The following is a 21,796-nucleotide window of genomic DNA, read 5'->3' on the forward strand; positions in this document are numbered from 1 at the left end:
CTACCTCGTCTACATTAATTATGACTAGGTACTAACAGTAGTATATAATCAAATATAAAAAAGCGCAAGCACTTATTTTAATCTAATTTTTCACCTTGAAACACACCACTCGCGTGCAAGTACTCCCTTAGTACCTTATATTCCTCTTCTTTCCAAAACGCATCTTCGTCCACTAGACGCGCCGCATCTGCTCTCGCTGTCTCCAACGCACGGTAATCATGGACCATGTCAGCAATTTTAAATACAGGTAGCCCACTTTGCTTACTACCAAAGAAATCACCTGGACCACGCAATTCTAAATCTTTCTCTGACAGAACGAAACCATCATTCGTTTCTGTCATAATACGCATACGTTCCTTACCGACTTCAGACTTAGGATCAGCTAATAAAATACAATACGACTGTTCACTCCCTCGTCCAACACGACCTCTTAACTGATGAAGTTGTGATAATCCGAAACGCTCAGCATCATAAATAACCATCATTGTTGCGTTTGGTACGTTCACTCCTACTTCTACAACAGTCGTTGATACAAGTAACTGCACCTCATTACGACTGAATTCTTTCATCACTTCTTCTTTTTCAGCCGCCGATAAACGTCCATGCATTAAACCGACATTATATTTATTTTGAAAATGGAACGTTAACATCGAATGAACATCGATCGCATTTTGTACATCTAATTTCTCTGATTCCTCAATTAGTGGACAAATAACATACGCTTGCCTACCCTTTGCTAATTCCTTCTCTACAAAATCAAGCACACGCTCAAGCATGGTTTCTTTCGCCCAATACGTCTCGATTTTCTTCCTTCCAGCTGGCATTTCATCAATAATCGACACATCCATTTCACCGAAAGCAGTAATGGCTAACGTACGTGGAATAGGTGTAGCAGTCATAAACAACACATCTGCATGTTCGCCTTTTTCACGCAGCACACGACGCTGCGCTACCCCAAACCGATGTTGTTCATCTGTAATAACAAAACCTAGTCGTTTAAAGTTTACTTCATCTTGGATTAAAGCATGCGTACCAACTAAAATATTGACCTCACCATCTTGAAGACGAGCTAATATATCCCGACGTCTTGCTCCTTTAACAGAACTGGTTAACAACTCTACCTTTACATTAAATGGCTCAAAAAGGGAGACTAACGATTCAAAATGTTGCTCTGCTAGAATTTCCGTTGGAACCATCAGTGCACCTTGATAACCCGCTAGAACACTCGCATACAATCCAATTGCCGCCACGACTGTCTTACCTGACCCAACATCCCCCTGTAATAATCGATTCATTCGATACGGCGATGTTAAATCTTTCATCATTTCAGATACAACACGAGACTGTGCCCCTGTTAGAGGGAAAGGCAAGGCTTGAACAAAAGCTCGCAATAGGTCTTCATCTATCGTCTTCGCTATACCTATCGCACTCTCTCGCTGCACTTTCCTAAGTGCTTGCATCTTCAATTGGAATAATAAAAACTCTTCATATACAAGACGTCGACGTGCCTGTTTCAAATGAGCTTGACTTTTCGGATTATGGATATAATAAATCGCTTCTGACCGGGATAATAACTTATATTGACTTAAAAAAGCAACTGGTAGAAACTCTTCAATACGTCCACCGTGTTGTTGCAATGCAAGACCAATAAACCTACGCATCCCTTTTACAGTCATCTTTCCCTTTACCGAGTAAATAGGTTCAATATCTTTTTGTGTCTTGTAAGGACCGATGGTTAATTCGGATGCTGTAATCATTTGACGGTGCTGATCCCATTTTCCTGTCACAACCACCGTTTCACCTAATGTTAATTTCGTTTTCAAATACGGTCGATTGAAACATGTCACCGTAATTAAGTACTTATCTACTAACACTCTACACGTTAACTTCGACTTCTTCTTCCCAAAGAACTGTACAACAGGCATACTATGTACTTGCCCCTCTACCGTTACACGTTCTTCATGTTTCACTTCTGTGAGAGGCTTCATCTCATAATCTTCATATCGATATGGGAAGTACTCCAACAAATTCATTACGTTGTAAATTCCCATATCGTGTAATAGACTGGCCGTCTCTTCGCCGATTCCCTTTACATCCGTAATCGGTAATTGCATTTGTTCATTCACGTTTCTATGTAACGACAACATCATCCCGTTGTCGCCAAACTGCTATCGCCACATGATTGCTTATTTTGCAAACCACTTATTTGTTAGCGGAACAGTCTTCCTCCTTCCACAAAGCATTGTATACATTAGATACACTACTAACATCTTGTTGCACCTTATCCCCTTATTCTAGTATAAGATGAGGTACTAGAACAATATGTTATTTCCACTTTATTGTACCTGCTAATAAGATAGAATATTCCATTACTCCACCATCTGTACAACTTGTATTACGTGCTCTAATTGTTCTACCTCCTGTAGAACACTCGCTTCAAACGCTTGATCCACTTCAATAATCATTAGCGCTAGTTTTCCTTTTTCCTTGCGAGACACTTCCATATGACTAATATTAATCTTATATTTCGTCAATACTTGTGTTACATGTGCAATTACACCGTAACGGTCATTATGGACAACTAAAATAGCAGGGTCTATCCCCGATAGTTTCAACTGGAATCCGTTTAATTCTGTAATTTCAATTTTACCGCCACCAATAGAGATTCCCACTAACTCCATCTTGTCCTGTTCATCAGACAGAACAATTTTTGCTGTATTCGGATGTTCAGAAAGCGCTTCCTCTTCAATGAATACAATATCAATCCCTAATTCTTTCGCTAACTGTAAAGAAGATGGAATACGTGTATCGTTTGTATCAAAATCTAAAATCCCACCGATAATTGCTACGTCCGTACCATGACCTTTGTATGTCTTAGCAAATGAACCATAAAGTGATACTTGCACTGTTTTTGGCATTCTACCAAACAACGTTCGTGCGACACGTCCTATCCTTGCTGCACCCGCAGTATGCGAACTAGAAGGACCAATCATAATTGGACCGATAATATCAAACACACTTTTAAACTTCATCCCAGCATCCCCCTTTTTATCCGTATATAAAGGAAATAGAAGGGAAGAATCCCTTCTATTCATTTTATTCTATAGAGAAGATATATGAGTATAAAGGTTGGTTCCCTTTATGAATTTCTACTTCCACATCTTCAAATGTTTCTTCTACAAATGTTACTAATGATTCTACCTCTACATCTTCCACATCTTCCCCTTGGATGATTGTTAAGATTTCATCATCTTCTGTTACCATTTGCTCTAATAACTTCTTCGCAGCTTCTAGCTTTTCTGTTGCAGTTGCAACAATCTTACCTTCCGCAATACCCATGAAGTCATCTTTCGTAATTTCAACACCATCAATTTGCGTATCGCGAACCGCATACGTAATTTGACCTGTCTTCACTTGGCTCAATGCTTCTTTCATCATTGCTCCATTACTTTCTAAATCAGCTGTTGGATTGAATGCTAACAATGCAGCCATCCCTTGAGGAACTGTCTTTGATTCAACAACAATTACATTTTCTCCTACAACTGAAGCAGCTTGCTTCGCAGCCATTACGATATTACCATTGTTAGGTAAAATAATGAACTTCTTCGCATTCGCTTCTTCCATTGCTTTCACGATGTCCTCTGTACTTGGATTCATCGTTTGACCACCTTCAATAACAACTGAAGCACCGATACTCTTAAACATATCTGTAATACCAGAACCCATTGCTACTGTGATGATACCGTATTCTTGCTGCTCTTTTGAAATTGGTGCTACTGGAGCTACTGGAGCCTCGTATGCATCTTCTTCAAATAATAAGTTGCTATGTTGTTCACGCATATTTTCAATCTTCATGTTAATTAAGCTTCCGTAACGCTGACCATGCGTTAACACGTCACCTGGATGCTCGGCATGAATGTGTACTTTCACGATTTCTTCATCAGCAACAACTAATAACGAATCCCCATATGCGCTAAGGTCATTACGGAACTGCTCTTCCGAGAAAGGATTCCCCGCTAATTTATCTGCTTCGAATTTCACCATGAATTCTGTGCAGTAGCCGAATTCGATATCTGCTGTACTCATATGACTTTGTGCGTTTCTATGGTGCTCTTTCTTCACCATTTCTTTCATTGGCGCAGCCGCTGCTACGTCTGCAATTTTCTCGCCTTTTAATTCAGCAAGGAAACCTTCATATACACATACTAAACCTTTACCACCACTATCAACTACACCAACTTCTTTTAATACTGGTAATAAGTCTGGTGTACGGTCTAGTGACGCGTTAGCTTCTTTTAATACTTCTTCCATGAATGGGATGAATTCTTTTTGCTTCTTCGCGATACCTACTGACTTCTTCGCCGTTTCTCTCGCTACTGTTAAGATTGTCCCTTCAATCGGCTTCATAACTGCCTTATAAGCTGTATCTACACCAGCCTCAAGTGCTGCAGCAAATTCTGCTGTTGTAATTGTTTCTTTTGATTCAATTGATTTCGAGAAACCTCGGAATAATTGAGATAAAATAACACCTGAGTTACCGCGTGCGCCCATTAATAAACCTTTAGCGAAACTTTGTCCAACTTTTCCAATATGTTCAGATACGTTATTTCGCACTTCTTTCGCACCAGATGTAATAGATAAGTTCATGTTTGTCCCTGTATCACCGTCAGGCACTGGAAAAACGTTTAAGGCATCTACCAATTTTACGTTTTTACTTAAGTTTGCTGCCCCCTGAATAACCATTTGAGCAAAACGTTTTCCATCTATTTGTTGAATTGACACAAATTTTCCTCCTTAATGCAACCAAGGATTAGTTAATTACTTTAACCCCTTGAACATAAATATTTACTGAATCTACCGATAACCCTACTGTTTTATCAAGCGTGTATTTCACTGTGTTTTGTACGTTTGTTGCTACCTCTGAAATTTTCGTTCCGTAGCTCACAATAATGTACATATCAATATGTACCACATCATTCTCTTGACGAACAACGACTCCGCGTGTGAAATTTTCTTTTCGCAAAATTTCTGTTAACCCGTCTTTAATTTGATTTTTAGAGGCCATTCCTACAATACCGTAGCAATCAACCGCTGCACCTCCAGCAATTGTTGCAACTACTTCATTGCTAATATCGATATTGCCATACTTTGTTTTCATTTCAATTGTCATATTCAGTTCCCCCTTTTATTTTATTATTTAATATAAAGGATCCAATTGAATTAGTTCAGTTTGCTACATGTTACTATCATTCATACATTTCCCGCAGCAATAACCTATATACTATAATATACTTTTTCAAAATAAAATGCCACGTCAAGAAAACAAATTAACGGATTCATTCCCCATTCTACCATTTTAACATAGTTTCCTTTGTAATTATATATGTAGTCCTAAGTCATGTGTCAAGGTTTTTTTCTTGAAATGTTTTTGCGATTGTATTGCATTCTCGAAATTCTTATGTTAAAGTATATTAGTGTTTCTAAGCATATCTTATGAACAAAAACAATAAAAAAATCAAGTATGTAAAGTATGTAAGGAGGGAAATATAGATGGCTCGCGTATGTGTTATAACTGGTAAACGTTCTCGTTCTGGTAACTCTCGTTCTCATGCAATGAACGCTAACAAACGTACTTGGGGTGCTAACCTTCAAAAAGTTCGTATTTTAGTGAACGGTAAACCTAAAAAGGTTTATGTTTCTGCTAGAGCGTTAAAGTCTGGCAAAGTTGAACGTGTATAATCGTTGAAAATGGAATGGATATCCCTTTAATGGGGCATCCATTCCATTTTTTATTCTCTTCATAGAGAAAAGCACCAATGCTCTTGGTGCTTTACTTTTTTTTGAATGTATTTAACATGGCTCTTACTATTCCACCTAGTATTTTCGGTAACTTAATCGTATAAAATTTCATACGTACTCCCATTACCAAAACCTTATTCATACGTATAAGGAGTCGTCTTCCCTACACTAGATCCAACGACGTCTTTTACTTGGAAACGGGTTTCACCCCCTTATATTTTAATAAGTTTGTGTATGAACTATACCGAATCTCACTATTCTTTACATTAAGAAATGCATCAGAAATAGCACATGCTGCATACATTGCTACACGTTACTTCTTATGAAACTCACCTAATCTTTGCTTCTTACCATTATTACTATGCCACTTAGAAACGAATAAGTACCTGTATCCTCAACTAATTCATTGCTAATACATAACGTAGAACCCCACTGAATGGAAGCATTAGTAAGACTATATTTAAACCCACGCAGAAATATACCTGTTACTTCTTTTGTAAATGGTACAAACGAAAGGTACGGGTACTCTTCTTCTTTTTGCACACTATATTCTCCCGCTTCTTTCATACATATCCTGTTCTGCCGATCAAGAATCTCCATTAAAACCTTCTGTTCTATCCCTTTTACTAACAACTGCATATTCGCTAACGTATGATCAAACCTCCCGCCCGTCACTCCAAATAATTTAATATTCGTTGGCTGTTGCTCCAACGCCCATGAGATTGCTATCTCCAAATCCGTTTCATCCTTTTGGCTTGGAAAAATATGAACGTGTGTAATCTTCTCTTGAATGAAAGACAGTTCTTCCTCTGTAACAGAATCAAAGTCCCCAAATGCTTCATGTGGGACAATCCCTTGCTCTAATAAGTAATAGACGCCCCTATCCGCTCCAACCCATATAACATTCTCTTCTTGAAAATCTTGTAGGGAAGGAAGATATTCCTTCGGTCCACCTGCAACAATATGAATATGCACTCTTCTCACCCTTTATATAATATGTATTAAAAAGACAACAACCAAATACAAGGCTGTTGTCTTTTTCATTAACCGCGAATTGAAGAAATTGCTTCTGCACGGTCTTCTTTGTTATATACAGCAGAGCCAGCTACTAATACGTTCGCTCCAGCTTCTACACATAGACGAGCTGTTTCTTCATTCACACCGCCGTCTACTTCAATTTCAACATCCAAGTTACGCTCACGAACCATCGTTGCCACTTGCGTAATTTTCGGTAAAACAGAATGAATGAACTTCTGTCCTCCAAATCCTGGGTTAACTGTCATTAGTAATACCATATCGATATCTTCTAATACATGTTCAATCGCACTTACTGGTGTTGCAGGGTTTAATACAACTCCCGCTTTTACACCTAATGATTTAATTAACTGAATTGTACGATGTAAATGCGGACAAGCTTCCACATGTACAGTAATAATATCAGCTCCAGCCGTCACAAATTCTGGAATATAACGATCTGGATTTTCAATCATTAAATGTACATCTAATGGTAACTTTGTAACCGGGCGAATTGCATCCACAATTAGCGGTCCAATTGTAATGTTCGGTACGAAATGTCCATCCATTACGTCAACGTGAATATAATCTGCTCCTCCACGTTCTACATCTTTAATTTCTTCCCCTAATTTTGCAAAGTCTGCTGATAAAATAGATGGTGCGATTTTAATCATGATTAATACCTCGGCTTTCTATCTTTAATCTCTTCTAAGAAAGTTAAGTAGTGGTCGTATCGATATTTCTTTATTTCTCCACTCTCTACTGCTTCTTTCACTGCACATTTGGGTTCAGCAACATGAAGACATCCCCTGAACTTACAATTTACACTATACTCTCTTATTTCAGGGAAGCAAAATGATAAGTCTTCTGCCTCAATACCGATGAAATCAAGCGAACTAAAGCCTGGCGTATCGGCAACAAGACCATTCCCTATTTCAATCAGTTCCACGTGTCTTGTCGTATGTTTCCCACGACCTAAATGGGATGAAATATCATTTGTTTTTAACTCTAATTCTGGACGAAGAGCATTTAATAACGAAGACTTCCCTACCCCTGATTGCCCTGCAAATACAGTAATTTGATTTTCTAAATACGGGATTACTTTTTGCACACTCTCTTCTTCATTGGCCGACGTTAACAACACATCATATCCAATACTTTGATAGTATTCTACATACTTGGCAATTTCCGCTTCTTCCTCTTCATCTAGCAAATCTATTTTACTAATACAAATGATAGGACGAATATGGTTATGTTCAATTAACGTTAAAAAACGATCAAGTAAATGAGTGCTGAAACCTGGTTGCACCGCCGAAAACACAAGAATTGCTTGATCTACATTTGCAATAGGTGGTCTCACTAACTCATTTTTGCGTTCTTTCACTTCTAATACATAACCTTCGTCTTTATTCTCGGCCTGGAATACTACATGATCCCCAACTAATGGAGTAATCTTATTCTTACGAAATACTCCTCTACCTCTACATTGAATAACCTCATCACCATTGGCAACATAATAGAATCCACTCAATGCTTTAATAATTTTGCCTTCTGGCATATATTCACACTCCAATGCGTTCTTACTCAGCCGAGTATGGAATCGTTTCTTCTGCATATACTTTTCCATCTCGAACAACTTTGAACTTTGCTTCTTTTCCATAAGGAATCGTAATTGGAATCGTAACTGTACTCGTTGATGTTATCGATTCTTTCTTCACAGGTTCTTTCATGTCGTTATTTAAATCATCAATATATACTTCGATTGTTTGTGGTTTATCTGGCTCTGATGGCTCATATTTAACCTCAACCGTTCTTGTTATCTTTTTAGGTGGTGTTTCTTTCTTACCTAACGATACAACAACCTTAATTGTTTCTCCAGGACCCAATTGTGCATTCGGAGCAGGAGATTGAGAAATAATTACTCCCTTCTCGACCGTTTCCGAATATTCTTCTTTTGCTTCTACCTTTAACTTATTATCTTTTGCGTACCCATTTAAATTACTTAATGTCCAACCAGATACATTAGGCATCTTCACTTTCGGTGGACCTTTACTGATAACAAGCTTCAACTCAGTGTCTGTATCAACAATTTCTTTTCCAGAGGTTGGAGACTGACTTAAAATTTCACCAGCTGGTTTGTCGCTTTCTTTTTCTGTCACATCTACACTTTTATACTTCGACTCCAATGTATCTTTAATATCTGTATATTGTTGACCAACGTAATTATTCATCTCGCCTTTTTTCTTTCCTAACGATTTATAAATTGTAATAGACGATTTCTCTTTTACATTGGCACCAGCAATAGGGTCTGTTTTGATAGCTTTGCCTTCTTCTACTTCTTCATCGTGAATTTGTTTTGGCTCATTTAATACAAAGCCTTTACTAGATAATTCTGCTACCGCTTTATCATAATCCATTCCTGTTACGTCAGGCACCTTTATTTCACCTGGGAACATAAATTTCGGGAAGATCGTAAACATCAAAATCGCCGAAATGATAATAAAAGCTGTTAATGAAATGATAATTTTTGAATATTTTTTCTTCCATCCAGCAGGCAATTTAAACTTACCTTTCTTTCCTTCCTTTTTATCCGTAACGGGGGCTTTTTCGGAAACAACTGGCTTTTCACCTGTATGATGAACAATCGTTTCGTCCACATGTGTATCAAACATGTCATCTTTAATAACCGGCATTACTTTCGTTGCATCTACATCTTCTGGAACAAAGAATTTCGGCTCGTTCATTCTTTCTGGTTGAAGTGCCGTCATGATATCTTCTTTCATATTATCAATTGAGTTGTATCGATAAAACGGATCCTTTGCTGTCGCCTTTAAGACGATATTTTCGATACTTTGCGGCACGGAGTCATTCCATCTCTTTAATGAAGGTGTTTCATTCTGCAAATGTTTTAGGGCAATTGCAACTGCTGATTCACCAGAGAATGGTGGTCTTCCTGTTAATAGTTCAAAGAACACAATGCCTAACGAATAAATATCGGATTTCTTATTTGCTAGTCCACCTCTTGCTTGTTCAGGAGATAAATAGTGCACCGATCCCAATACAGAATTGGTATGAGTAATTGTTGTAGCACTCGTTACAATTGCAATCCCAAAATCCGTTACTTTTACGGTTCCATCAGGAGCTATTAAAATATTCTGTGGCTTAATGTCACGATGTACAATCTCACAATGATGTGCATGAGCCATTGCAGATGTTAATTGTTCCATGATATCTACCGATTCTTGAACGGATAGATGCCCTTTTTGTTGTATGTACTGCTTTAGTGTCAAACCAGCAACGTACTCCATAACAATATAGTAAATCCCCTCTTCTTCCCCTATATCATAAATATTTACGATATTTGAATGAGAAAGAGAGGTTACCGAATGCGCTTCTCTACGAAAACGCTTAATAAACTCCTCATTGTGAGCGAAGTCAAGACGCAACACTTTCACTGCAACATCTCTCTCCAAAATAATATCTCGGGCTAAGTAAACGTTAGCCATTCCCCCGCCACCAATCATTTTCACAATTTTATAGCGGTCATTTAGGCGCTTTCCAATCATCACGTCCATCGTCACCCTCTTTCCTGAACAGGCATGACATGCTCAATTAGCACAAGCGTGATATTATCTTCGCCACCGAGATCATTCGCTAATTGTACAAGCGTTTCTGCTTTTCGTTCAATTGTTTCATCTGTTCGTAACGTATCATTAAGTTGTTGCATAGATACTTTATTCGATAATCCATCAGAACAAAGTAGAACGGTATCGTCTACTTCCCACGCCAACGTCTTCATGTCTAATGCCACTCGTTCTTCAGTTCCTAACGCACGCATCAATACATTTTTACGTGGATGTACTTCCGCATCTTCTTTTGAAATTTGTCCTGTTCGTACCAATTCATTTACTAATGAATGATCTTCTGTCAACTGCGTGAACGATTCACCCGATAGCATGTAACAACGACTATCACCAACGTGACCAATTGTCATGAAATGATGTGTACAAATTACAACAACCAATGTCGTGCCCATACCTTGGCACTCCATATTATTAGATGCATACTCATACATTTGTTGATTCGCAATTGTAACTTGTTCTTTAATCCATTGTTCTGCTTGTTGTGGAGTTGTAAATTCTTCTGTATCCTTCCACACCGAAGCGAAATGTTTCACTGCCATAGAACTTGCAACATCGCCTGCGCGATGTCCCCCCATTCCATCTGCTACAATTCCAAGAATATTTCCTACTTCATTTTCAAATACGCCAGCACAATCTTCGTTGTGCTGACGTACCTTCCCCTGGTTTGTCATAAAAAACGTTCTCACGCTTCTCACCTCGTCTCCTCTTTACGCTCCTTTGCACGTAACTGGCCGCAAGCAGCATCAATATCATGTCCTTGTTCCCTACGAGTTGTAACATTTATACCATGTTTCTTTAATGTGTCTTCAAATGCCTTAATTTGTTCTTTTGGCGTTCTTACATAGTTACGCTCTGGAACATAGTTAACTGGAATTAAGTTAACGTGGCACTTTAATCCTTTAATACTCTTAATTAATTGTGCTAATTCTTCCGCATGCTCGACTTGGTCGTTTTCGCCACCGAATAAGCCATATTCAAATGTTACACGACGCCCTGTCTTCTCATTATAATACCTAATTGATTCCATTAACTCTGGTAGCTTATACGCACGGTTAATTGGCATTAACTTCGAACGTAATTCTGAGTTTGGTGCATGTAGTGAAAGCGCAAAGTTAATTTGTAAACCTTCATCTGCAAATTGATAAATTTTCGGAATAATACCACTTGTTGAAACTGTAATATGACGAGCACCGATGTGTAACCCTTTATCATGATTAATGATACGTAAGAAGCTCATTAATGCATCATAGTTATCAAACGGTTCACCGATACCCATTACTACAACCGAACTTACGCGAGCATCATCTTCATCAATTGCACGTTGTACTTCTAGTACTTGTGCTACGATTTCACCCGGTTCTAAGTTACGCTTTAATCCACCTAATGTTGACGCACAGAACGTACACCCAATACGACAACCTACTTGTGTTGTTACACAAACAGAGTTTCCATAATCATGACGCATTAATACCGTCTCGATCGAATAACCATCATATAACTCGAATAAGAACTTAATCGTGCCATCAAGTGATTTCTGCTTTACTAACGTCTTTAACGTTGTAATCTCAAAGTAGTTTTCTAACTTCTGACGTAACTCTTTTCCTAAGTTCGTCATATCTTCAAAACTTGCTACACGTTTTACATATAACCAATCGAAAATTTGCTTTCCACGAAACGCTGGTTCTTTATTTTCTTTTAACCACGCTTCTAATTCTGCTAATTCTAATGAATAAATAGAAGGTTTCTTATCCTTCATATCTTTTTGTTTCTGTCGATTCATTGTTGTCTCCACAGTATTACACCTTCTTCCTTAAACAAGCAATATAAAACCCGTCTGTTAAAAACTGATGAGGTAAAATCTGTACTTGTCCATCTTCAATTAATTCTTGTACTGGACGAGGTAGACGCTCTTTCAACGTCATATCCCACTCAAATTCTGGATGATTCTCTAAGAAGGAAGTAATCACTCCCTTATTTTCATCATATTCAATTGTACATGTACTATAAACTAGTTTGCCACCTTTTTTTACGAAAGGTGCAATCTCTTCTAAAATGGCACGTTGAATACGAGATAAATTTTGAATATCTTTCTTCTCTTTACCTAGCTTAATATCTGGCTTACGACGAATAACTCCGAATCCAGAACAAGGAGCATCGACTAAGATCTTGTCGAAGCTTTCCTCTTCAAATTCTTCACGTACTTTTCGTGCATCTAATGCTTTCGCTTCTACATTTTCAAGATGAAGACGTTTTGCTTGCTCGCGAATTAATTTCACTTTGTGCGGATGTAAATCAAGTGACACGACTTGTCCGCTACCTTTTAATAACTCAGCGATATGAGATGTTTTTCCCCCTGGTGCCGCACAGCTATCTAAAATACGGTCTCCTTCTTCAACACCTAAAGCTCGTGCTACTAGCATCGAACTTTCGTCTTGAATGGATAAGCGACCTTTCTTAAACGCTTCTGTATGCGCGATATTTCCACTCTTAAATACAATCGCATCTTCCGCTAAATCACCTTTTTCTACTTCCATGCCCGCATCTGTTAACTCCTCAATCATTTCATTAACAGACGACATCATCGTATTTATACGCGCAGATGGAACTGGTGGCAATAAATTCACTTCACACATTTGCTTCGTTACGTCCAAACCGTATTGCTTTGTCCACTCTTCTACTAACCATTTCGGATGACTCGTTGAAATTGCGATGCGTTCAATAGCATCTGGAATCTCCTCTAAGGATGGTAAACCCTCTCGTTGAATGGAACGTAAGACACCATTCACGAGGCCAGATACACCTTTATGGCCCCATTTTTTCGCAATTTCAACCGCCTCATGGATTGCAGCTCGCTCTGGAATACGATCTAAATACACGATTTGATATAATGACATACGTAATAGTGGCATTACCCAAGGCGCTAACTTATTACGTTTCTTGACGAAAGGCGCTAAGAAAAATTCTAACGTATCTTTTCGTTGGATTGTTCCATAGACGATTTCTGTTAATAATCCTACATCTTTTGGATCAAGGTTGTTCTTCTCAATACTGCTATTTAATAAAAGGTTACTATATGCACCATTCTTCTCAATTTGAAGCAAAATGTCGAGAGCAACCTCTCTTACTTTCTTCTTTGCCATGCTATTCTCCTAACTGTGCTCCTACTTGTACACTTGCGCCTGTTCCGTTCACATATTGCTCACCAGTCATGCGCTTCTTACCAGCAGGTTGGATATCTATAATTTTAATTGCTATTTCATTACCTGTCGCAACGACAATACCGTCCTTCTCGATTGCGATTACTTCACCAGGTTTCCCTTCTTTCATAGTAGGGATTTTCTCGCCCCACCATACTTTTAGCGTAACGCCATTTAACGTTGTATATGCAACTGGCCACGGATGCATTCCGCGAATATGATTGTAAATTTCTTCCCCTTGCTTTGTCCAATCAATTTTCTCTTCTTCACGCTTGATGTTCCATGCAAATGTTACTTTGCTCTCATCTTGCTTCACCGGCGTGATACGTCCTGCTAATAAGTCTGGAATTGTTTCAGAAAGAAGCTTAGCACCTGCAACACTTAACTTGTCATGAAGTGTTCCAACGTTATCTCTCTCTTCAATCGGTACCTCTACCACTGATAACATATCTCCTGCATCAAGCTTCTCAACCATATACATAATTGTCACACCAGTTTTTTCATTTCCACTAATAATTGAGTAATGAATTGGTGCACCGCCTCGTAATTCTGGAAGAAGAGATGCATGTACATTAATACACCCATACTTAGGAGACTCTAATAGCTCTTTCGGTAATATTTGGCCAAATGCAGCTGTCACAATTAAATCTGGCTCTAACGCCAACACTTTATTTAACTCTTCTTGTTCACGAATTTTTAACGGTTGAAGAACTGGAATGTTATGTTTTTCTGCTTCTACTTTCACAGGTGGGGGCGTTAATACTTTCTTACGTCCTACCGGTCTGTCTGGTTGAGTTACAACACCAACTACGTCATAGCCGTCTTGAATAAGTTGTTGTAATACTAGTACAGAGAACTCTGGTGTCCCCATAAATACGATTTTTGTCATTCTTTATCCTCCCCTTCTATTTCGCCCTCTTCGTAATAACGCGTTACTTTTTCTGTAAACAGTACGCCATGTAAGTGGTCAATTTCGTGCTGAAGCGCACGAGCTAAGAACCCTGTCGCTTCTAATGTAAATACTTTGCCACGACGATTTTGGGCACGTACTTTCACGTAATTCGCACGCGTTACTTCCCCGAATAATCCAGGGAAACTTAAACATCCCTCTGGTCCGACTTGCTCTCCCTTACTTTCTAAAATTACAGGGTTGATTAAATCGATACGTCCATGACGATCGTCAACATCTACAACAGCAATTTGCTTTGCAACTCCAATTTGAGGAGCCGCTAAACCAACGCCATCTGCTTGCAGCATTGTGTCATACATGTTATCTAATAACTTAATTAATTTCTTATCGAATGTAACGACTTGCTCACATTCTTGTTCTAATATTTCACTAGGATGTTTTACAATTTCTAAGATAGCCAATGTTGTTCCTCCAAATTTATTTCTTACATCATCATTGTTGGGTTAAAATCAATCGATATTTGTAAATTGTCTTTTGTCATTTCTTGTGCGTATTGCTCTTGCACAAATTGTAACCAGTTAATTAGCTCTGGTTCCCGTTTGTATTTTATCATGCATTGATAGCGATATCTATCCTTTATCCTTGGGATTGGTGACACAACAGGACCAAGGATAATTGTATCGTTTGCACATTTATTACGTAAGTACGCCACAATCTTCTCCACGACATTCACAACTTTCATTAATTCGGGGTGCGAAACAGTAATTAATGTCAAGTAGTAGTACGGCGGATATTGACGCGATCTCCTTGTTTGCATCTCTTCTACAAAGAACTGTTCATATTTCTGCATCTTCGCAAGAGAAATACTATAGTGCTCTGGTGTATACGTTTGGATAATTACTTCTCCAGGTAAATGATGCCGTCCCGCTCGTCCACTTACTTGTGTTAATAGTTGATACGTCTTTTCACCCGCTCTAAAATCAGGTAAATGCAGCATCGTATCTGCTGTTAAAACACCTACAAGTGTAACATTTGGGAAATCTAATCCTTTTGCAATCATCTGTGTTCCGAGTAAAATATCCGCTCTTCCGTCCCCAAATGTCTTAAGGAGTTTCTCATGCGCTCCTTTTCTACTCGTTGTATCCACATCCATGCGAATAATACGTGCTGCCGGAAATAATTTCACTAATTCCTCTTCGACTTTCTGTGTCCCTGTTCCAAAGAAACGAATATAATCACTTTCACAACTTGGACATGTCTTTGGCAACGCCTCTTCATAGCTACAATAATGGCACTTTACTCGTTGATTCATACGGTGATACGTAAGTGAAATATCACAGTGAGGACATTCAATTACGTATCCACAATCACGACACATAACGAATGTAGAGTGTCCACGTCTATTTAAGAAAAGCACTGTTTGTTGTCCTTTTTGTAGGCGATCTTCAATTTTCTCATGTAACTCTTTTGAAAACATCGAGCGGTTTCCACCTCGTAACTGTTCACGCATATCAACAATTTCAACCGTCGGCAAGCCTTGCTCACTCGTTCTTTTCGTCATTGTCAATAAGTGATATACACCCTTTTTCGCGCGGGCGAAAGACTCTAATGTTGGTGTCGCACTACCTAACACAACTGGACATTGGTGGTAGATTCCTCTTTCAATTGCCACATCACGCGCATGATAACGAGGATTATCTTCTTGCTTATAACTACTCTCATGTTCTTCATCAATGATAATCATGCCGATATTTTCAAATGGCGCAAATATTGCTGAACGCGCCCCTACAACGACACTTACTTCTTTCCGCTGAATTTTGCGCCATTCATCATACTTTTCACCAACAGACAAAGCACTATGTAATACAGCTACTTTCGAACCAAATCTCCCTTTAAAACGCTCAACCATTTGCGGAGTAAGAGCAATTTCCGGTACTAGGACAATGGCTTCTTTTCCTTGCTGAAGCACCTCATCAATCGCTTGCATATATACTTCTGTCTTTCCACTACCAGTCACGCCATATAGAAGAAATACGTCATGGCGATTATGGTGAACACTTTGTTTAATACTATCTAACGCTACTTGCTGTTCTTCCTTTAACGGAAACGGCTTCGTTGGAACAAAATCACGCTCTGCATACGGATCACGATATATTTCCACTTCGTCTTCTTTTAACACACCTTTTTTCACAAGACTCTTCACAGGCGCATCAGTAATCCCGAGCGAAGAAAGTAACATTTTCTTTCGAATCGGAGAGGCATCTTCTATGAAAGTTGCCAATACATCACGCTGTTTTTGCGCTTTCGTTTCCTCATATACTTGTTTTAATTGCTCTAATGAGACAATGGGGCCGATTACTCGTTCTGTCTTCTTTCCACCCTTACTTTTCACTTCATACACAACTTCTAGCACACCGCGTTCGATTTGTTTTTGAACTGTAGTTAAAGGTAGGTGCTCAACTTCTTTCCAATCTACTTTTGTACGGTTTAGAAATAACGCCTGCCATTCATCAGGAAGATTCACTTTATCTTCCTCTGTACATTGCAAATATTTATTATACGTCGCCTTAATCGCAGCAGGAAGCATCACTTGAAAAGCAGAAATCGTAAAGCATAATGTCTTTTTTGTCAGCCAATAACCAAGTTGAAGCAACTCTTTGTTCAATACCGGTGTTACATCTAATACATCTTCAATTGCTTTTAACTTGTCTAACTTCACTTCATGTTCATTCTTTAAATTAATGACGAAACCTTGTATTTTCCTTGGACCAAATGGTACGATAACACGCATCCCCGGTTGAATTGTGCCCTCCCACTTTGGTGGAATCAAGTAATCAAACGGGCGATCCAATTGCCTTGTAGTAACATCTACAATGACGCTTGCAATATTTTTCATACACCCTCATCCAATTCATACGCAATTTGGCGTAATAATTCGTATGCAACTTCACGCTTTTGCATTTTTGGTAAATCTACTATCTCACCCGTGCGCTTATAAATCGTTACAATATTTGTATCTGTCCCAAATCCAGCGCCTTCTTTTGTTACATTATTCGCCACAATCATATTTAAGTTCTTCTTCTCTAGCTTGCGCTTCGCATATTCTTCTACATTTGTTGTTTCAGCCGCAAATCCGACAAGGAACTGGGTTTCTTTATACTCGCCTAATGTTTTTAAAATATCAGTTGTTCGTTCTAATTCAAGAACCGCATTACCTTCTTGTTTTTTCATCTTCTGAGCATGTACCGTTTTGGGACGATAGTCTGCAACAGCTGCTGTTTTTACAACAATATCTACTTTTCCGTAATGCTTCATTACTTCATCTAGCATTTCTTGCGCGGACTCAATGCGAATTGTCTTCACACCAATTGGATTAGGCAAATCAGTCGGCCCTGATACAAGAATGACGTCCGCCCCTAGTTTCGCCGCTTCTTCTGCTACACTATATCCCATCTTCCCGCTAGAGAAGTTCGTCATATAGCGAACCGGGTCAAGCCTTTCACGCGTCGGTCCAGCTGTTACGAGTACTACCTTACCCTTTAACAACGTTTCATTAGCAAAAAACTTCGCAACAACTTGTATGATGGTTTCAGGTTCTTCCATTCGGCCTTTTGCTACATATCCACAAGCTAAGAATCCTTCATTTGGTTCAATAAAATGATAACCAAAACTCTTTAACTTGTTCATGTTTTCTTCTACGATTTTGTTTTCATACATATGTACATTCATTGCCGCTACAACAAAGATTGGTGCTCTCGTCGCAAGTAGCGTCGTTGTAATCATATCATCTGCAATACCATTTGCTAATTTACCAATTGTATTCGCTGTCGCTGGTGCAATAATTACAACATCCGCCCAATCAGCTAATTCAATATGTGAAACAACTTGTGGCTCTTTTTCATCAAATGTATCTATGTATACGTGATTACGTGATAAAGCTTGGAACGTTAACGGTGTAACAAATTTTGTTGCAGACGTGCTCATCATTACTTTTACGTCAGCTCCGCTTTGCACAAGTTTACTCGTTAATGCAGCTGCTTTAAAAACAGCAATTCCTCCAGTTACACAAAGTAATACTTTCTTTCCGTTCACGTTGTTGCCCCCTTCGGTCTAATCCATTCCTACTATCTATTTTAGTCCTAATCATAAAAAATCGAAACTTTAAATGTCGAAATTTTCCCCTTCTAAAAAAAGGACAACCTATCAAAAATAGGTTGTCGTTTCTTTCTATTCATTATCGTTCGCTGAATCCAGACGACGGTAGTGAAGTAATCCTTCGTTAATTTCTTCTAACGCTTTTCCAACAAATTTATGAGATACTGGCTTTTCTACAACTGTGTCCGTTTTATCTTCTTGCATTTGACGTGCACGTTTTGCTGATACAGTTACTAACGTATATTTTGAATCTAACTTCTCCATTAATGAATCAATTGATGGATTTAACATCTTATTCAACCTCCGTCAAGCTTTTATATAATTTGGCTACTCGGTCACGTCGGCAATGTTCACTTTGAACGATTGCTTTAATGCGATTACAAGCAAACTCTACTTTATCATTTTCTACTACATAATCATACGCATCCATTAAATCAATTTCTTCTTTTGCCATCTGCATGCGATTATGAATTACATCTTCCGTTTCCGTACCTCTTCCTACAATACGACTACGAAGTTCTGAAAGACTTGGCGGTACTAAGAAAATAAATACTCCTTCTGGGAATACTTCCTTCACTTGCATTGCACCTTGCACTTCAATTTCTAACAATACGTCTTTTCCAGATTCGATTGTTTCTCTTACGTAATCAACAGGCGTACCATAGTAGTTACCTACAAACTCCGCCCATTCTAACAACCTATTTTCTTTAATTAACTGTTCGAATTTTTCTCTTGAACGGAAGAAATAATCAACGCCGTCCACTTCTCCTTCACGAGGTTGTCTCGTCGTCATGGAAATTGAATATTGTAATTCGATATCCTCTTGGCTAAATAATGCTTTACGTACCGTACCTTTCCCTACACCTGACGGCCCCGAAAGCACAATCAACAAGCCTTTTTCTCGCTTCATATAGCAAAAAACCTACCCTTCACTCTTTAAAATCTAAATGAGATGCTACTCATATGTAAACACACTATTCAATATTTTGCACTTGCTCACGAATTTTTTCAAGATTATTTTTCATTTCAACTACATGTTTTGAAATATATAAATCATTTGCCTTTGAACCAATCGTATTTATTTCACGATTCATTTCTTGAACAATGAACTCCAACTTCCTTCCAACCGGCTCATTCGCTTGAAGCGTTTCACGGAACTGTTCTAAATGACTGTCCATTCGAACAAGTTCTTCCGAAATATCACAACGATCTGCCACAATCGTAATTTCTGTTAAAATTCGTTGTTCATCATATTCACTTAGCTGTAATTCTTGAAACTTCGCCAACAAGCGTTCTTTATAATTCTTCACAACATTTGGGATATGCGTATGGATTTCTAATAAAGAGTCTTGAATATTCGATAAACGAAGTATCAAATCTCTCTCCAATGACTCTCCTTCTTTTTCACGCATTCCTTTTAGCTGTTCTACCGCCTCTCGTACAACACGTAAGAGATTCAACACGAATGTTTCATCCTCTTTCTCTACATCAATTAACGATGTAACTTCTGGTAGCAGCATTAAATCTTTCGCAGTAATCGAATCATTCAAATGGAACATTTCTTTCGTCTGCTCAAGCATACCCATATATTGGCGCATTAACTCCCAATTTACTTGTAGCGTCGTCTCCTGTAGTCCTTGTCCCTCAATTGTAATATTCATTTCAACACGACCACGATTAAGGACCTCTTGCACAATTTTTCGTACTTTGTCTTCATGCCTCATCATCGGGCGTGGCATTCGAATGTTCATTTCTAAAAATCGATGATTGACCGTCTTTGCTTCAACGATCATTTGATATTGTTCTGTTTCAAATTCCGATCTTCCAAATCCTGTCATACTTACTATCATTTGATCACATCCACTGTCTTTTCTCAATCTTCTTAGCATTATCAAATAGTCGCTAAATAAATTGAAAAGGTAATAGAGCTATCTCTACTACCTTAGCGAATCCTTATTATAACATACTTCCTATCCAAAGTGAAACGTTAATCCACAAGAAAACTTTTCATTTAACAAGCGGTAACTCACACATTTCTTGCACGTATTAACCACATCATTTTAGAAGTATTTCTTCTTCCAAAACACAATAGCCGTAACGCTTGATAATACAAATGCAAGCGATACTGTCATCACCCACGCAAAAGGTATATCTTGAAACGGTAATTCTACATTCATTCCGTAGAAACTAAATACCATCGTCGGGAATGTTAACACAATTGTAAATGACGTCAAGAATTTCATTACAATATTCATGTTATTTGAAATAATTGACGCATATGCATCCATCATCCCACTTAAGATTGTACTATGAACTTCTGCCATCTCAATCGCCTGTTTATTCTCAATAATAACATCTTCTAATAAATCTTGATCATCTTCATACATGCGCAAAATATTTTGACGCATCATCTTCTCCATGACAATCTTGTTCGATTTCAACGATGTAATGAAATAGACCAAGCTCTTTTCAATACTCATCAACGCATATAATTGCTTATTTTTCATTGATTGATGAAGTTCTTTTTCAATTTCATCTGTTTGGCGATTCAATTGCTTTAAGTGACGTAAATAATAAGACGAAATAACATATAAAATTTGCAGGGCAAACCTTGTTTTCTTAAAAGTAAAGAAACTTCTTACTCTACCGTTTATAAATTCATGAAGAATTGGTGTATCTTTTAAACATACCGTAATGAAATAGTCATTTGTAATGATTACCCCTATCGGCATCGTTTCATAATAAGGTGTCTTAAATTCATCATATGTGACAATAGGAAAATCGACAATAATTAATAATTTATCATCATCTTTCTCAATACGAGAACGCTCATCATTATCTAGCGCATCTTTGATAAAGTCTAATGGAATTTGTAATTGTGTGGATACTTTTTTTATTTCTTCTTCTGTTGGAGCAATCATATTAATCCAACAATTCTTTGTCATCTCTTCTACTTGTTGTAATTTGCCGTCCCTATCTGTTAAGTAAAACTGCAACATCACGTAACCCCCTCTTCTTTAAAGAGAAGACCTACATTTATTCCTACCGTCGATAGGATGAACGAAGATAGTCCATAA

At 38.2% G+C, this 21,796-nt stretch carries 21 protein-coding genes; 1 reads left to right on the forward strand and 20 read right to left on the reverse strand.

Annotated elements, in window-relative coordinates:
* Positions 1 to 77: 77 nt before the first annotated feature.
* From recG to IEV41_RS07390, 4 genes are all read right to left on the reverse strand, one after another.
* A complete protein-coding gene (gene recG / locus IEV41_RS07375) occupies positions 78 to 2,126 on the reverse strand; it encodes an ATP-dependent DNA helicase RecG (RefSeq protein WP_188388720.1) in 2,049 nt (682 codons plus the stop codon).
* A gap of 243 nt (positions 2,127 to 2,369) precedes the next feature.
* Positions 2,370 to 3,032: an L-serine ammonia-lyase, iron-sulfur-dependent subunit beta gene (sdaAB, locus tag IEV41_RS07380; protein ID WP_188387749.1), complete on the reverse strand. Its 663-nt coding sequence runs from the start codon at positions 3,030 to 3,032 to the stop codon at positions 2,370 to 2,372.
* A 64-nt stretch (positions 3,033 to 3,096) separates the two neighbouring features.
* Positions 3,097 to 4,782 carry a DAK2 domain-containing protein gene (gene fakA, locus IEV41_RS07385; protein ID WP_188387750.1) on the reverse strand — a complete coding sequence of 562 codons (1,686 nt, stop codon included), beginning with the start codon at positions 4,780 to 4,782 and terminating at the stop codon, positions 3,097 to 3,099.
* 28 nt (positions 4,783 to 4,810) lie between these two features.
* Positions 4,811 to 5,170, reverse strand: coding sequence for an Asp23/Gls24 family envelope stress response protein (locus tag IEV41_RS07390; RefSeq protein WP_188387751.1), 360 nt, complete (start codon positions 5,168 to 5,170; stop codon positions 4,811 to 4,813).
* A 380-nt stretch (positions 5,171 to 5,550) separates the two neighbouring features.
* Between IEV41_RS07390 and rpmB the strand changes: the two genes are divergently transcribed.
* Entirely contained in the window at positions 5,551 to 5,739 is a 189-nt protein-coding gene (rpmB, locus tag IEV41_RS07395; RefSeq protein ID WP_188387752.1) for a 50S ribosomal protein L28, read from the forward strand.
* Positions 5,740 to 5,830: 91 nt separating this feature from the next.
* On the opposite strand, the gene spoVM is transcribed toward rpmB, so the two are convergent.
* The 16 genes from spoVM to IEV41_RS07475 form a co-directional block, all read right to left on the reverse strand.
* Positions 5,831 to 5,911, reverse strand: coding sequence for a stage V sporulation protein SpoVM (gene spoVM / locus IEV41_RS07400; RefSeq protein ID WP_188388721.1), 81 nt, complete (start codon positions 5,909 to 5,911; stop codon positions 5,831 to 5,833).
* Between the two features lie 221 nt (positions 5,912 to 6,132).
* Positions 6,133 to 6,774, reverse strand: coding sequence for a thiamine diphosphokinase (locus IEV41_RS07405; RefSeq protein ID WP_188387753.1), 642 nt, complete (start codon positions 6,772 to 6,774; stop codon positions 6,133 to 6,135).
* A 68-nt stretch (positions 6,775 to 6,842) separates the two neighbouring features.
* Entirely contained in the window at positions 6,843 to 7,487 is a 645-nt protein-coding gene (gene rpe, locus IEV41_RS07410; RefSeq protein ID WP_188387754.1) for a ribulose-phosphate 3-epimerase, read from the reverse strand.
* A 2-nt stretch (positions 7,488 to 7,489) separates the two neighbouring features.
* The gene (gene rsgA, locus IEV41_RS07415; RefSeq protein WP_188388722.1) at positions 7,490 to 8,371 is read right to left on the reverse strand and encodes a ribosome small subunit-dependent GTPase A; all 882 of its coding nucleotides are present in this window, start codon (positions 8,369 to 8,371) and stop codon (positions 7,490 to 7,492) included.
* A 22-nt stretch (positions 8,372 to 8,393) separates the two neighbouring features.
* On the reverse strand, positions 8,394 to 10,382 hold the full coding sequence (pknB, locus tag IEV41_RS07420) for a Stk1 family PASTA domain-containing Ser/Thr kinase (RefSeq protein ID WP_188388723.1): 1,989 nt from the start codon (positions 10,380 to 10,382) through the stop codon (positions 8,394 to 8,396).
* Positions 10,383 to 10,390: 8 nt separating this feature from the next.
* The gene (locus IEV41_RS07425) at positions 10,391 to 11,143 is read right to left on the reverse strand and encodes a Stp1/IreP family PP2C-type Ser/Thr phosphatase (protein ID WP_188387755.1); all 753 of its coding nucleotides are present in this window, start codon (positions 11,141 to 11,143) and stop codon (positions 10,391 to 10,393) included.
* Positions 11,144 to 11,148: 5 nt separating this feature from the next.
* Positions 11,149 to 12,249, reverse strand: coding sequence for a dual-specificity RNA methyltransferase RlmN (gene rlmN, locus IEV41_RS07430; RefSeq protein WP_205181465.1), 1,101 nt, complete (start codon positions 12,247 to 12,249; stop codon positions 11,149 to 11,151).
* A 4-nt stretch (positions 12,250 to 12,253) separates the two neighbouring features.
* The gene (rsmB, locus tag IEV41_RS07435; RefSeq protein WP_188387757.1) at positions 12,254 to 13,597 is read right to left on the reverse strand and encodes a 16S rRNA (cytosine(967)-C(5))-methyltransferase RsmB; all 1,344 of its coding nucleotides are present in this window, start codon (positions 13,595 to 13,597) and stop codon (positions 12,254 to 12,256) included.
* A gap of 1 nt (position 13,598) precedes the next feature.
* Entirely contained in the window at positions 13,599 to 14,543 is a 945-nt protein-coding gene (fmt, locus tag IEV41_RS07440) for a methionyl-tRNA formyltransferase (RefSeq protein ID WP_188387758.1), read from the reverse strand.
* Positions 14,540 to 15,025, reverse strand: a complete 486-nt coding sequence (gene def, locus IEV41_RS07445) for a peptide deformylase (protein ID WP_188387759.1) — start codon at positions 15,023 to 15,025, stop codon at positions 14,540 to 14,542. The genes fmt and def overlap by 4 nt, the downstream gene beginning before the upstream one ends.
* Positions 15,026 to 15,048: 23 nt before the next feature.
* The gene (gene priA / locus IEV41_RS07450) at positions 15,049 to 17,460 is read right to left on the reverse strand and encodes a primosomal protein N' (RefSeq protein ID WP_188387760.1); all 2,412 of its coding nucleotides are present in this window, start codon (positions 17,458 to 17,460) and stop codon (positions 15,049 to 15,051) included.
* Positions 17,457 to 18,656: a bifunctional phosphopantothenoylcysteine decarboxylase/phosphopantothenate--cysteine ligase CoaBC gene (gene coaBC, locus IEV41_RS07455; protein WP_188387761.1), complete on the reverse strand. Its 1,200-nt coding sequence runs from the start codon at positions 18,654 to 18,656 to the stop codon at positions 17,457 to 17,459. The genes priA and coaBC overlap by 4 nt, the downstream gene beginning before the upstream one ends.
* Positions 18,657 to 18,791: 135 nt before the next feature.
* Entirely contained in the window at positions 18,792 to 19,010 is a 219-nt protein-coding gene (rpoZ, locus tag IEV41_RS07460) for a DNA-directed RNA polymerase subunit omega (RefSeq protein WP_188387762.1), read from the reverse strand.
* Between the two features lies 1 nt (position 19,011).
* Positions 19,012 to 19,629, reverse strand: coding sequence for a guanylate kinase (gene gmk / locus IEV41_RS07465; protein WP_188387763.1), 618 nt, complete (start codon positions 19,627 to 19,629; stop codon positions 19,012 to 19,014).
* A 64-nt stretch (positions 19,630 to 19,693) separates the two neighbouring features.
* Complete coding sequence (locus tag IEV41_RS07470; protein ID WP_188387764.1) at positions 19,694 to 20,569, reverse strand: YicC/YloC family endoribonuclease; 876 nt, start codon at positions 20,567 to 20,569, stop codon at positions 19,694 to 19,696.
* A gap of 210 nt (positions 20,570 to 20,779) precedes the next feature.
* A complete protein-coding gene (locus IEV41_RS07475) occupies positions 20,780 to 21,718 on the reverse strand; it encodes a magnesium transporter CorA family protein (protein ID WP_188387765.1) in 939 nt (312 codons plus the stop codon).
* Positions 21,719 to 21,796: the final 78 nt, after the last annotated feature.

Source organism: Priestia taiwanensis, assembly GCF_014638355.1.
GTDB lineage: Bacteria > Bacillota > Bacilli > Bacillales > Bacillaceae_G > Priestia_D > Priestia_D taiwanensis.